At 62.5% G+C, this 13456-nt stretch carries 9 protein-coding genes; 7 read left to right on the forward strand and 2 right to left on the reverse strand.

Annotated elements, in window-relative coordinates; all coding sequences use genetic code 11:
• Window positions 1–28: 28 nt before the first annotated feature.
• Window positions 29–2104, reverse strand: a complete 2076-nt coding sequence (locus M1E05_RS05215) for a DUF6807 family protein (protein ID WP_461164663.1) — start codon at window positions 2102–2104, stop codon at window positions 29–31.
• A 373-nt stretch (window positions 2105–2477) separates the two neighbouring features.
• Between M1E05_RS05215 and M1E05_RS05220 the strand changes: the two genes are divergently transcribed.
• Entirely contained in the window at window positions 2478–3179 is a 702-nt protein-coding gene (locus M1E05_RS05220; RefSeq protein WP_461164664.1) for a rhamnogalacturonan acetylesterase, read from the forward strand.
• Between the two features lie 187 nt (window positions 3180–3366).
• A complete protein-coding gene (locus M1E05_RS05225; protein ID WP_461164665.1) occupies window positions 3367–4254 on the forward strand; it encodes a glycosyltransferase family 2 protein in 888 nt (295 codons plus the stop codon).
• On the opposite strand, the gene M1E05_RS05230 is transcribed toward M1E05_RS05225, so the two are convergent.
• The gene (locus M1E05_RS05230) at window positions 4249–5286 is read right to left on the reverse strand and encodes a LacI family DNA-binding transcriptional regulator (RefSeq protein WP_461164666.1); all 1038 of its coding nucleotides are present in this window, start codon (window positions 5284–5286) and stop codon (window positions 4249–4251) included. The genes M1E05_RS05225 and M1E05_RS05230 overlap by 6 nt on opposite strands.
• Window positions 5287–5561: 275 nt before the next feature.
• Here M1E05_RS05230 and M1E05_RS05235 point away from each other — a divergent pair, with 275 nt between their 5' ends.
• The 5 genes from M1E05_RS05235 (at window position 5562) to M1E05_RS05255 (ending at window position 13316) form a co-directional block, all read left to right on the forward strand.
• Window positions 5562–5903: an L-rhamnose mutarotase gene (locus M1E05_RS05235; RefSeq protein WP_461164667.1), complete on the forward strand. Its 342-nt coding sequence runs from the start codon at window positions 5562–5564 to the stop codon at window positions 5901–5903.
• Between the two features lie 28 nt (window positions 5904–5931).
• On the forward strand, window positions 5932–7098 hold the full coding sequence (gene rhaI, locus M1E05_RS05240; protein WP_461164668.1) for an L-rhamnose isomerase: 1167 nt from the start codon (window positions 5932–5934) through the stop codon (window positions 7096–7098).
• An 8-nt stretch (window positions 7099–7106) separates the two neighbouring features.
• The gene (locus tag M1E05_RS05245; protein WP_461165192.1) at window positions 7107–9164 is read left to right on the forward strand and encodes a bifunctional aldolase/short-chain dehydrogenase; all 2058 of its coding nucleotides are present in this window, start codon (window positions 7107–7109) and stop codon (window positions 9162–9164) included.
• On the forward strand, window positions 9161–10669 hold the full coding sequence (locus M1E05_RS05250) for a rhamnulokinase (RefSeq protein WP_461164669.1): 1509 nt from the start codon (window positions 9161–9163) through the stop codon (window positions 10667–10669). Before M1E05_RS05245 ends, M1E05_RS05250 begins: the two co-directional genes overlap by 4 nt.
• 94 nt (window positions 10670–10763) lie before the next feature.
• Window positions 10764–13316 (forward strand): glycoside hydrolase family 95 protein, encoded by a 2553-nt coding sequence (locus tag M1E05_RS05255; protein WP_461164670.1) that lies wholly within the window; start codon window positions 10764–10766, stop codon window positions 13314–13316.
• Window positions 13317–13456: the final 140 nt, after the last annotated feature.

Consider the following 13456-nt stretch of genomic DNA (forward strand, 5'->3'; position numbering starts at 1 on the left):
GCAACTGGGCTGGAGCGTCAGAGCCGCGTCAGAGTTGGGCCCTCAAGGCGGCGGCCCCAGCAAAATCCAGTCTGCCATCGCTGACCCAGACGGTGAAGTTCCGGGTCAGAGTCTCGCCCGCTGCCAGTTCCACGGGACGTTCCCAGGCGAGGGCTGAGCCGACGCCGGGATAGTCGGTGGCGCGAACGAACCAGGGATCCTGGGACTGAGGCGGAGCAGCGAAAACAAGGCTGGCTGGTCCTTCTGCAAAATCCGCCGTCCACGCTAGCCAGGGCGATACCGAACCGTGGACCAGGGACTCCCCGGATTGCTCCGCGGTGAAGACATTGACGTCGGTGCACAGCGGAAGCCGCCAGAAAAATCCTCCGTAGCCACTGCCTGAGGCTCCATTGGAACCGGGGCCACCCAGGGATGCGCGCACGACGGCGGTGAGTTCCGTTTCGAGGTCGAATCGCCACGTGCGCTGATCGACTTGCGAGGCTTTGGTGATTCGCCGCTCCCGCAGGAGTTCTGAACCGTCCCGTGCCCGCCAGCTCAGCTCCTGTTCCAAGCGGCCGGGGGCCACGGTGCACCCGGTTTGGAGGATGGTCCCGTGGTCATCGCGTTCCTCATAGCGTCGGCCACTGCGGGTATAGGTCTTGCCACCCCAGAAGTTGGTGCCGTTGACGTCCTGGAGTGCGAGGCCCACTCCCAGATGCCATGGGTGGTCAAACGGAAGGTGGTCGCTCACAACCACTCCAGCCAGTGTCCGCACCGGATGCAAGTAGGGCCTGGGGGAGAGTCGCCCGGCAAGGGTGGTGCCGGTGCGCAGGGAAGCCAGCGCGTCGCCGTCGTACTGTTCGTGGCCTTCCAAGGTCAATACCCCGGCCGGTTCCAAGGGCAGGGGCTTGGCCCAGGGAAGAGCGAGCTCACTGAACGTCGCGTGGGCTGCGGTCGCACGGTCGAGGGCATCTTCGATGCCTGTCACCACCGCGTGAGCGGCCTCGCCTTCGCCCTCCCAGACGATGAATTCATCCGCAATCCGGGTCGGAGCTTCCGCGGTCCGGATTGCCTCAAGGACGCGCATGAAGGCGCCGCTGTCAGCCAAGGGACTGATCAGCGGACCACCCTCGGTCAGGTGTTCCAGAAGGTTCTCGGTGAGGTCATCCCTGCCAAAGATTTCCCTGCGCTCTCCGTGGGAGGTGAGGACGCTTAGCCTGTCCTCGGTGTAGTGGAAAACAGCCGAACCTTCGGACCCTTGCAGGGTGATGTACGGCTCCACTGATTCCGCAGCGCACAGCGTCAGTGCGCACGTGATGGGGATCCCGGCAACAGTGCGGAGGCGGATCACTGATGTGTCATCGGACTCGATGTCGTTTGCCCGGTAAAGGTCAGTTTCGACAGAGACCAGGTCGTCCAACCGGCGGGCATCGGCAATCCGGAGGGCAGTGGCGATCGCGTGCGCCAGTGGGTTGGTGGCCACGCCATCCACAACATCAATGCCGTCGATGCTGCGCTTTCCTGCCCAGCGGGAACGCTTGTAATAGGCGCGATCGCGGACCCAGCGCCCCGTTGCGGTAATCCCCAGCAGATCACCGATCTCGCCCAGAGCCACAAGGTCGCGGATCGCTTCGAGGGCGTGTGAACCCAGGCTCTGGAACCCGATCTGGACGCTGCGCCCGGCCGACTCGGCGGCGCTCTGCAGACGCTGGAAATCAGCCAAAGATGCAACCGGAGGCTTCTCCAGATAAAGATCTGCAGCAGTAAGGGCGGCCAGGGCAAGCGCAGCGTGGGTCTGGATGGGGGTCGCCACGATCACCACGTCCAAGGAAGGGGTGCGCTCCAGCAGGTCGTCCAGGTTGGCGAACACGGCAGTCTCAGCGGGCAGCGCGCCTTCGGCCGGCGGGTTTGGATCCGCGACAGCTACCAGACTTACCAGACCCTTTTCCTGCAGCCTCTTGAGATTCCTGAGATGGTGAGTGCCAAAGCCATGGACTCCGACGAGCGCCACGCGGAGGGCGCCGGCGTGAGCTTCCTTCCGTCTCCGGAAGGCTTCGACATCCGGAGCGCCCTGGCGACGGGCAAGGGGCTGGGGAATGGCGGGGTCGGGAGCGGACGGGGCCATGGCTCTCCTCGTTGTCTGCTGTCTTTATCTGCTGTCGCCAGCGTTCGTTAACGCTTGTGGCGCTGGACGCTTGGTTTTGCAGGGTCTGTAAATATGGCTTTCATTGATGCCGCATGGCGACTTACTTTATTCCACCCTAGCGCGGCAAGCGCTTTCCAAGGCGCTATATCAGCAGCTTACTTCAATCATGGCGGCGATTTAGCGATTCGAGGTCCGCCCTTGACCAAGGAAAGCCAAAAGGTCTAAGTTTTTGAGAAACCGCTTACTGACGAGGACGTCCAGAGACTGAGCCACACTTTCTGCAACGTTGGAGAGGGTGGCGGCTGCAGGGTCTCGACAGGAAGCCACATGCAAATATAGAGAAAGCTGCAAGATGAAGATTCTGTTGGCCGGCGATTCCACAGTTGCCAATTGCCCCACGAATGAATATCCGATGAGCGGCTGGGGAGCACATCTGGCGGCGGAGGTTTATTCCTGGGCTGCCGTCTACAACTATGCCAAGGGCGGAGCCAGCACCGAGTCTTTCCGTGCGGAGGGACTTTGGGCCGCTTTGCTGCAGGAAGCCGGGCAGGACGACTTGGTCCTGATCCAGTTCGGGCACAACGATCAGAAACGTCCCCATCTGGCCGCCCGCACCGGTTATGCCGCAAACCTTCGTACCATGCTCACCGAGGTACGCTCGCTGGACGCCAAGCCAGTCCTCTGCACCTCGGTTGAGCGGCGGCACTTCCTTGGCGGAAGCGGAAACGTCCTTGAACTTGAAGAGAGCCTCGAGGACTATCCGGAAGTGGTGCGGGAGGTGGCGGCGGAACTCCACGTGCCCTTGATCGATCTCAACAGTTGGACGCGGGAACTTTATCTACGGCTGGGTGTGGAGAGTTCAAGGGAGCTCTTCTGTCATTTTGAACCGGGGGAGCACGCCTACTGGCCTGACGGATTGGCCGACAACACCCACTTTCGTGAGGACGGAGCCCGGTTGATCGCCGGGCATGTCGCAGGCCAGCTGGTATATGCAGGCTTCGGCTCCAATGAACGCACGTCTTCCAGCGAACGCACGACGGCGGGGATTGCGTAACTGCGGACACGCCGAGGAAGACACGCCGAGCCACTTAATTCGACTGTGTGAGACCCGGGTCTGCTGGGTAGGGGGCCTTTAGCGGAAGGCGTCGCCGCTCCGGCTGAGGCGGCCCAACCCCGCGAAATCCGTTTGTCCGTAGCCTGTGGTCTGCAATCTGTGGTCCGCAATCCGTGGGAGGTCGGGTATGAGCCGACGATCGTCAGCACAATGGGCGGGCGCCGCCCGATCCACTGAGGATGTTGATCTGGACGTACTGGTTCCCACCTGTGACCGGCCCGCCGAGCTTGCCGTCACCTTGGCTGGTTTGGCTGGCCAGGCTGACCCGCCCTTTCGTGTCATCGTCAGCGACCAATCATCGGTTGAGCCTGGGTGGGGACATCCCGCAGCGGCAGCCATGGTCCGGTTGCTCGAGGCGCAGGGAAGGCCCACTTCCCTGGTCCGCCATTTGCCCCGGTTGGGGCTGGCGGAGCATAGGCAGTTCCTGCTGGAGCAATCCACTGCGGACAAGGTGCTGTTCCTCGACGACGATGTCTGGCTGGAACCCGGCGCGCTGGAGAGAATGAGCGACGCCTTGGACCGCTTGGAATGCGGCTTCGTTGGCATGGCGCCCCAGGGGTTGTCTTTCCTCGACGACAAGCGGCCCGAACAGATGGCGTCCTTCGCCGCCTGGGACGGTCCCGTTACCCCGGAGAAAATCAGGCCGGACGCTCCAGGCTTCGAGCGGTGGCCGCTCCACAGCGCGGCCAATCTGAGCCATTTGAGCGCCCAACTCGGCCTGGAGCCCGGGCAATGGGTTCCCTACCGTGTTGCATGGGTTGGCGGGTGCACCATGTATCGACGTGATGCCCTGAATGAGGCCGGAGGGTTCAGCTTCTGGCGCCAACTGCCCCGTGAACACTGCGGCGAAGATGTCCTGGCGCAGTGGCAAGTAATGGAAACCCATGGCGGTGCCGGCATTCTTCCGTCAGGAGCCGTGCACCTGGAGTCGCCCACCACAGTCGGCGACCGGAGCGTCGAAGCCTACCAGGCCGTTCTCGGGGCAGTCAGTGGAAACTCCCGGCAGGACCTATAAGGATGCCTCTACGCCCGCCGCCACGCCTTCTGTGCTCTGCCGGACAACAAGTTCGGGAGTGAAGACAACAGCCCTGTGCCGGACCTGCTGTGATTCCAGCTCCTCGGTCAGAAGCTCGATGGCAGTCCGTCCAATGGCCTCAGTGGGCTGGCGGATGGAGGACAAGGGAACCACGGCCGAGACAGAAAAGTCGATATCGTCGTAGCCGATCAAAGCAATATCCTCAGGAATGCGAAGCGTGTGCATCATCGTCAGGGACTGCATGACGCCGAGGGCCAGGAGATCGTTGGCGCAAAAAATCCCGTCCGGGAGGTTCTTAGCAGGGCGCTCCACCAGGCGGTTCCCGATCCCCCTGCCCGCCAGAACTGACTGTCCCTCGGAATCGAGGACCTCCAGGGTGGCATCGGACTCTTCCTTAACCGCCCGCTGGGCGCCCCGGAGGCGGTCCGCCACCTGATGAATGGATAGTGGGCCTCCCACGAAGGCGAGCCGACGGCGGCCTATGTCCAGCAAGTGCCGCGCTGCCAGGTAACCACCCTCGTCGTCGTCGACTGAGACAGAGCTGAACATGGCGTCATCGGCCAGCCGGTCCACCAGAACGGTGGGCACTCCGCGTTCCCTGAGGACATTCAGCCGGGCGGTCACGTCTCCTACCGGCGAGATGAGCAGTCCCTGCACGCGCTGTTCCTGGAAGAGGTCAATGTAGTTGGACTCGCGGCTCTCATTGTGGCCGCTGTCGCCGAGGAGGACGGCACTGCCCTGGAGCGCGGCAGCGTCCTCGGCCGCACGGACCACGGAAGTGAAGAAGGGGTTTCCCACGTCAAGCACGATGAGTCCGATGGTTCTGCTGTGGCCGGCCCGGAGCTGGCGGGCCGCATCATTGCGCACGAAACCAAGATCATCGATGGCCTTCAGGACCCTTTCCTTGGTTCGCTCGGAAACACGGTCCGGGTAGTTCAAGACGTTGGAAACCGTGCCCACGGCGACACCCGCCTGATTCGCAACATCCTTAATGCTGGCTGTCCGATTCATTTTCTCCCAGTCCTTCTGCTTACTGCCTTCAGGAAGGACGCACCTTAGTCCTCGTCTGCAGCCACGCTGTGCTTCGCGTTAGCTGGAGTTCGCCCCTGTGAATCTTTCCCGGGCCCTTCGGCCCAAGAGAACTGCTCCACGGCGGAGGATGCGTTTGCCTGTCGGTAATTGCTTGACACCTGCTCGAGTTCAAGAGTACTTTGAATCGTAACAATGAAACGATTCAACTTCAGTGTTTTTCACATTGATTCAGTAATCTTCAAGGAGAGGTCCAAATGCGAGTGTGCTTCCGCTCTTCAGTGCAGCCAGGACTCAGCGATGAATACCGCCGCCGGCACGCCGCCGTGTGGCCGGAGATGCTGCGGGCACTTAAGGATGCAGGATGGCGCAACTATTCCCTCTTCCTGGGCGCCGACGGACTCCTGATCGGCTATCTGGAATGCGATGACTTTGACGAAGTGAAAGCCAGGATGGCTGTGACCGAGGTCAATAGCCGTTGGCAGGCCGAGATGGCCCTGCTCTTCCAGGACTCTGAGAGGCGGCCCGACGAAGGGTTCCAGGTTCTCGAGGAAGTCTTCAACCTGGACGGCCAGCTGGCTGCCCTTGATATCCAGTAAACACACTTCACCACCGGAAAGAACAACTATGAACGACGTAGCAACGGCGCTGGGCAGGCTCGAGGAGCTTGCTATTGAGGTTCCCTCTTGGGCGTATGGGAATTCGGGGACCCGTTTCCGGGTGTTTGGGACGCCGGGGACTCCGAGGACGATTCAGGAGAAGTTGGCTGATGCGGCCATGGTCCATGAGGTGACGGGTCTGGCGCCGACGGTGGCGTTGCATATTCCGTGGGACAGGGTTGCTGATTACGCGGGGTTGAAGGAGTATGCGGCGGGTCTGGGGGTGGGCCTGGGGACGATTAATTCGAACACGTTCCAGGATGATGAGTACAGGTTTGGTTCGCTGACGTCCTCGGATGCGTCGGTGCGGCGGCGGGCGATTGAGCATCATTTTGAGTGCATTGAGATTATGGATGCCACGGGTTCGCGGGATCTGAAGATCTGGCTTGCTGACGGGACGAATTATCCGGGCCAGGATGATCTGCGGGGCCGGCAGGACCGGCTGGCGGAGTCCCTGGCGGAGATTTACGCACGTCTTGGTGAGGACCACAGGCTGGTGCTGGAGTACAAGTTTTTTGAACCGGCGTTTTATCACACGGATGTTCCGGACTGGGGGACCTCGTATGCGCAGGTGCTGGCGTTGGGGGAGAAGGCGTTGGTGTGCCTGGATACCGGGCATCACGCGCCGGGGACGAACATTGAGTTCATTGTGATGCAGTTGCTGCGGCTGGGGAAGCTGGGGTCCTTTGATTTCAATTCCCGTTTTTATGCCGATGATGATCTGATCGTGGGCGCGGCTGATCCGTTCCAGCTGTTCCGGATCATGGTTGAGGTTATCCGCGGGGGAGGGTACGGGAAGGATTCTGGGGTGGCTTTGATGCTGGATCAGTGCCATAACCTGGAGGAGAAGATCCCGGGGCAGATCCGCTCGGTTTTGAACGTGCAGGAAATGACTGCCCGGGCGCTGCTGGTGGACCGTGAAGCCCTTGCCGAGGCGCAGCGGGCCGGGGATGTGCTGGCCGCTAACGGTATTTTCAACGATGCTTTTTACACCGACGTCAGGCCTCTTTTGGCCCAGTGGCGTGAATCCCGCGGGCTGCCCGCGGACCCGCTGGCTGCGTTCAAGGCCAGCGGTTACCAGAAGAAGATCAACGAGGACCGCGTCGGCGGCCACCAAGCCGGATGGGGCGCGTGAAAACCACTATGCAAAACGCCAGCAACTCTGCCAGCAACAAGACTGTCGAAGACCTGATTTCGCGCTCCAACCGTCTCGGGGCGGACAAGCGCAACACCAACTTTGCCGGCGGTAACACCTCCGCAAAAGGAACTGAAAAGGATCCTGTCACAGGCGAAGACGTCCAGCTCCTCTGGGTCAAAGGATCCGGTGGAGACCTTGGCACCCTGAGGGCCGAAAACCTTGCTGTACTCCGTCTTGATCGCCTCAACGCGCTGAAGAGTGTCTATCCGGGCGTCGAGCGCGAAGACGAGATGGTGTTGGCGTTCGACTACTGCCTCCATGGCAAGGGCGGCGCCGCTCCGTCGATCGATACGGCAATGCACGGTTTGGTGGACGCAGCCCACGTGGACCACCTGCACCCGGATTCAGGGATTGCCGTTGCTACTGCAGCAGATGGTGAGGCACTGACGGCCAAGATCTTCGACAACAAGGTTGTCTGGGTCCCTTGGCGCCGCCCCGGTTTCCAGCTTGGCCTCGACATCGCCGCCATCAAGGAGGCAAATCCGCAGGCCGTGGGCACCATCCTGGGCGGCCACGGCATCACGGCCTGGGGCGCCACCAGCGAGGAGGCGGAACAGAACTCGCTGTGGATCATTGACCAGGCCGAGAAGTACATCATCGATAACGGCAAGGCCGAGCCCTTCGGCGCCAAACTGCCGGGCTACGGCCCCCTGCCGGACGCGGAGCGGAAGGCCAAGGCGGCTGCCCTCGCACCGGTGATCCGCGGATTGGCCTCCACGGACAAACCGCAACTGGGGCACTTCAGCGATGACGCCGTCGTTCTGGAGTTCCTGGAAAGCGCCGAACATCCGAGGCTCGGAGCGCTGGGTACCTCCTGCCCGGACCATTTCCTGCGCACCAAGGTGAAGCCCCTGATCCTGGACCTGCCTGCTGATGCGTCCATCGAGGATGCCGTGGCGCGGCTCAAGGAGCTGCACACCGGGTACCGCGAGGACTACCAGGCCTACTACGACCGCCACGCGGATGCCGATTCACCAGCCCTGCGCGGTGCTGATCCGGCCATCGTGCTGGTCCCGGGCGTGGGCATGTTCTCCTTCGGGGCCAACAAACAGACCGCACGCGTTGCCGGTGAGTTCTACATCAACGCCATCAACGTGATGCGTGGCGCGGAAGCCATCTCCACCTACGCCCCGATCGAGGAATCCGAGAAGTTCCGGATCGAATACTGGGCGCTTGAGGAAGCCAAGCTGGCCCGCATGCCCAAGCCCAAGTCACACGCCACCCGCATCGCGCTGGTAACAGGGGCGGCGTCGGGCATCGGTAAAGCAATCGCCACCCGGCTTGCCGCCGACGGGGCCTGCGTCGTTATCGCGGACCTGAACCTGGAAAACGCCCAAGCCGTCGCTGCCGAACTTGGCGGGTCCGACGTCGCCATTGGAGTGCAGGCAGACGTCACCGACGAGGGCCAGGTTGCCGCAGCCATCGACGCCGCCGTGCTGGCCTTCGGCGGAGTTGATCTGGTGGTCAACAACGCCGGGCTCTCCATCTCCAAGCCGCTGCTGGAAACCACGGAAATGGACTGGGACCTACAGCACAACGTGATGGCAAAGGGCTCCTTCCTGGTGGCGAAGGCCGCGGCGAAGGTCATGATCGAGCAGGACATGGGCGGGGACATCATCTACATCTCCTCCAAGAACTCGGTCTTCGCCGGCCCCAATAACATCGCCTACTCAGCTACCAAAGCGGACCAGGCCCACCAGGTCCGGCTGCTCGCAGCTGAACTCGGCGAGTACGGCATCCGCGTCAACGGCATCAATCCCGACGGCGTGGTCCGCGGCTCCGGAATCTTCGCCGGAGGCTGGGGTGCCAAGCGCGCCGCTGTCTATGGCGTGGACGAACAGGAACTGGGCAAATACTACGCACAACGGACCCTGCTCAAACGAGAAGTCCTCCCCGAGCACGTGGCCAACGCTGCCGCCGTGCTCACCAGCTCCGAACTGTCCCACACCACCGGACTCCATATCCCCGTGGACGCCGGTGTAGCTGCGGCGTTCCTGCGATGAGTACCAGTCCCGCCAACGGCACAGGGTCCAATGGCCCGGTCGGCACCGGATCCAACGGCGCAGCCTCGGGCGACAACTTGTTTGCCGCCGTCGACATCGGAGCCTCCTCCGGCCGGGTGATCCTGGGAAGCATCACCGGGGGTACGTCCCGGCTGGAGGTGGTGCACCGCTTTCCAAACGGTGTTATCGAGTCCGACGGCGGCCTGCGCTGGAACTTCGACGCGCTGTTCGCGGAGGTCCTTAGGGGACTCGCGGCGGCCGGCAAGGCGGCTGCCCAGCGGGGCGCCCGGATAGCCAGCATCGGGATCGACACCTGGGCGGTGGACTACGGACTGGTCGACGCCGCAGGGGAGTTGGTTGCCCAGCCCTACAGCTACCGTGATCCCCGCGGGCAGGGAGCCGTCAACGGCGTCCATAAAGTGCTGGATCCGGCCAGGCTCTACGCCACCACCGGGCTGCAGTTCCTGCCCTTCAACACGATCTACCAGCTGGCCGCCGAGCCCTCGCTGGGGGGATTGCAGGCATTGCTGATCCCGGACCTGATCGCCTTCAAGCTCACGGGCCAGCGGCGCACCGAAGTCACGAATGCTTCCACTACCGGGCTGTTCGATGCTGTGGCAGGGGAGTGGGCTACCGAGTTCCTCGCCGCATTGCAATTGCCTCCCACACTCTTCCCTCCGCTCATCCAACCGGGCGATACTGTTGGCACGCTGCATCCGCAGATCGCCGAAGCCACAGGTTTGCCCGAGGCGACCCGGGTGGTTGCGGTCGGTTCTCACGACACTGCCTCCGCCGTGGCAGCCGTGCCGGCCAGCGGGGTGGACTTTGCCTATATTTCTTCGGGCACTTGGTCGCTGGTAGGCGTTGAACTGCGCCACCCGGTGCTCACCGAAGCCAGCCGGCAGGCTAACTTCACGAATGAACGCGGTGTGGACAACACCATCCGCTACCTCCGGAACGTAGGGGGTCTCTGGCTGCTGAGCGAGTGCCAGCGTACCTGGGCCAAGGAGGGCTATGAGCCCTCCATGGAGGAACTCTTGGACGCCGCGGCGGCGCTGCCCTCGGGTGGCCCGGTGGTCAACGCCGACGATTCGTATTTCATCGCCCCGGATGACATGCCTGACCGCATCCGATCCGCTGCCCGGGTTACCGGTACCGTGCTTTCGGAGCAGCCGGCCGCGATCGTGCGCTGCATCCTGGACAGCCTCGCCGCGGGCTATGCTCGGACCATTGCTGACGCCGAGCGGCTCTCGGGAACACCGGTGGACGTGGTGCACATTGTGGGCGGCGGGTCCCAGAACCGGTTGCTCTGCCAGCTGACAGCCGACTCCACCGGGAAACCTGTGGTTGCAGGGCCCGTTGAGGCGACTGCCTTGGGAAACATCCTCGTTCAGGCGCGTGCTGCGGGAGCGTTGGGCGGAACCCTGACGGAGCTTCGGCAACAGGTTCTGAGGTCGTCGAGGCTGGAAACTTATGAGCCTGCGTTAGCATCGCCCCACGTATAGATCGGATCATTCTTCCCGCAGGGTACGAATACTCGGTAACCGTGTTGGCCAATTACCTTGGGACATCGGACCTCTTCCTCCTAGAATTGCAGCCATGCATCCCGATGACGGCTTGGTGTACGACAGTCCTGCCCATGATTGGCTTGAAGCGCTCCCCTTGGGAAACGGCTTCCTCGGAGCGATGGTTTTTGGTGGACCACGCCATCATCGCTTCCAAATCAATCACGGGACAGCTTGGTCCGGTTCGCCGCACAGCCAGGAACTGGAACCGCACTTCAGCCCTCAGGAGGCGGACGGCATCCTGGCACGTGTGCGTGAACTCATCGCCAGGGAAAACTACCCCGCCGGCCACGAGGCCCTGAAGGCACTGCAGCACCGGCATTCGCAGACTTTCCTTCCGTTTTCGGACCTGGTGGTGTCCCTCAACCCTGTGCACCTCGGCGACGCAGATGGCGGCGATGTGCCTGAGAATTATTCCCGCAGCCTGGATTTGACGCGTGGGGTGAACAGCACGCGGTACAGGCTTTCGGGCCATGAAGTCAGGGTTGAAGCCTTCATCAGCCACAGCCCATCAGTGTTGGCAATAACGGTGGACACCGAGCTCCCTGGCGGTGTGGAAATTTCGCTGTCACTGGACTCCCCGCTGCTGGTCACCAAGCGCACAGGGAGGGTCCGCGACAACGCGGGAACCCAGTTACTGACAGGCCTTGAGCTCAAGCTGCCAGCCGATGTGGCACCAAGTCACGGCACCGGGGAAATCAAGTATTCGGATGATGATTCGCTCAGTTTGCAAGGGGCAGTCACCGCGCTTTTGGAGCACGACGGCGTTACCGGCGCCGCTTTCGGCCCCGGTTCTGCTAAAGGTGCGGAAGGCGTTGAAGGTTCGAAAGGTCCGTGGGCAACTGGTGTAAAGCACGCGGTGATTTATGTGAGTGGTGCCACCACCTTCGAGGGGATGGGCCGCCAACCCCAAGGCTCATCTGCACAGGCGGCTGATGCTGTGAGAGCAACTTTGGAGGCCGCCAGGAAGATGGGGCCGGAGTCCCTCCTGCGCCGGCATGAGGAGAGCCATGGCGCGCTGTACAGCTCAACCAGTCTCCGCCTTGGGCCGGGAGACAGGCGCACCGGAGAAGCGGCCGGCACCAACACCGCTCAACGACTGGCCTTGGCGAATTCCCACCCGAAGGGTCCTTTAGCTGCCGATCCAGGGTTGGGAGCGTTGCTCTTCAACTATGGCCGGTATCTGCTGATCTCGAGTTCCAGGCCCGGCGGTACTCCTGCCAACCTGCAGGGAATCTGGAATGACAGGATGCTGCCGCCGTGGAGCTCAAACTTCACCACCAACGTCAACCTCGAGATGAACTATTGGGGAGCGGAGGTGGCTGGCCTGGGCGAGTGTGTGGAGCCGCTCTTTGGATTAGTCGAGGCCCTCCAGGTAACTGGAGCCGCAACCGCGAAGGAGTACTACGGAGCCCGGGGCTGGACCGTCCATCACAATTCGGATATCTGGGGCTACAGCAAACCCGTTGGCCACGGCACCCACTCACCCGAATGGTCTTTCTGGCCCATGGGCGGAGCATGGCTTGTCCGGCATCTGTGGGAGCATCTGCAGTTCGGAGCTGACCGTGACTTCGCCCTCGACCGGGCGTGGCCGGCCATCCGCGGACAGGCTGAGTTCCTGTTGGATCTCTTGATCGAGTTTCCCGACGGTTCCCTCGGGACAAGTCCTTCCACCTCTCCGGAGAACAGTTTCAAGGCGTCCGGAGACGGGCCGGGGGTACATCGGGCCGGCACAGACAGTGCCGTGACAAACCAGCCGGTGAAGGCTGCTGTGGCCGCTTCCTCCTCCATGGACCTGACCCTGTGCCGGGACGTGCTCGGCATGGTCGAGTCCCTGGCGGTGATGCTCGGGTTGGAGGATGATGTTGTGGTGAAGGAAGCAAGGGCCGCGCTGCCGAGGATTCCGCGGCCGGCGCCCGGAGCCAACGGCAGGCTGCGGGAGTGGCTGGCTGACCCGCCCGAGTGGGAAGAGGAGCACAGGCACATAAGCCATCTCTATCTGGCGTATCCCGGCGACGAACCGCTGGATGCAGAGCTCGAGGCGGCTGTTCGGGCCAGCCTGGACGGCCGCGGTGACGATTCGACGGGGTGGTCCCTGGCCTGGAAAATGGTTATGAGGGCGCGCCTAAGGGAGCCCGAAAAAGTCACCGCCCTGATGCGCCTGTTCTACCGTGGAATGCCGGCGGGCAGGGACGGGTATTCCGGCTTCGGCGGCGGCCTCTATCCCAACCTCTTTGCCGCCCATCCACCGTTCCAGATCGACGGGAACCTTGGATACATCGCGGCTGTCGCGGAGTGCCTTGTTCAGAGCCATCGCGGCGAAATCGAGCTCCTGCCCGCCCTGCCTGTCGAGTTGGCCGATGGTGAGGTATCCGGACTCCGGGCCCGTCCCGGCGTCGCGGTTTCCTTGGCCTGGAAAAGCGGGAAGCTGGAGAGGGCGTCCTTTACATTGCAGCCGGGCTCCCAGCTGCGGACAATAACGGTCAGGTACGGCGGGCGGACCCAGGAAGTTGTACTCGACGCACAACGGGAGACGAAGCTGGACCTGGCCGGCTGGGTACAGGAACCGCAGGATGCCGCTGGATAAGTCCAGCGGCCGACATTTCATGAGCACATGCGACGGGAGATGACGGGCACAATTTAGTGGAATTTTGCCCTGACGGACCCGGCCCGGTTATGGTGTGGCTATGACTAACCGTTGGTATGCGTATTTTTCGTTGGCTCTGG

Source organism: Arthrobacter sp. R4-81, from assembly GCF_054792365.1.

Coding starts and splice junctions, on each gene's coding strand:
- M1E05_RS05215 (WP_461164663.1), bottom strand. CDS start 2,104: ATGGCCCCGTCCGCTCCCGACCCCGCCATTCCCCAGCCCCTTGCCCGT.
- M1E05_RS05220 (WP_461164664.1), top strand. CDS start 2,478: ATGAAGATTCTGTTGGCCGGCGATTCCACAGTTGCCAATTGCCCCACG.
- M1E05_RS05225 (WP_461164665.1), top strand. CDS start 3,367: ATGAGCCGACGATCGTCAGCACAATGGGCGGGCGCCGCCCGATCCACT.
- M1E05_RS05230 (WP_461164666.1), bottom strand. CDS start 5,286: ATGAATCGGACAGCCAGCATTAAGGATGTTGCGAATCAGGCGGGTGTC.
- M1E05_RS05235 (WP_461164667.1), top strand. CDS start 5,562: ATGCGAGTGTGCTTCCGCTCTTCAGTGCAGCCAGGACTCAGCGATGAA.
- rhaI (WP_461164668.1), top strand. CDS start 5,932: ATGAACGACGTAGCAACGGCGCTGGGCAGGCTCGAGGAGCTTGCTATT.
- M1E05_RS05245 (WP_461165192.1), top strand. CDS start 7,107: ATGCAAAACGCCAGCAACTCTGCCAGCAACAAGACTGTCGAAGACCTG.
- M1E05_RS05250 (WP_461164669.1), top strand. CDS start 9,161: ATGAGTACCAGTCCCGCCAACGGCACAGGGTCCAATGGCCCGGTCGGC.
- M1E05_RS05255 (WP_461164670.1), top strand. CDS start 10,764: ATGCATCCCGATGACGGCTTGGTGTACGACAGTCCTGCCCATGATTGG.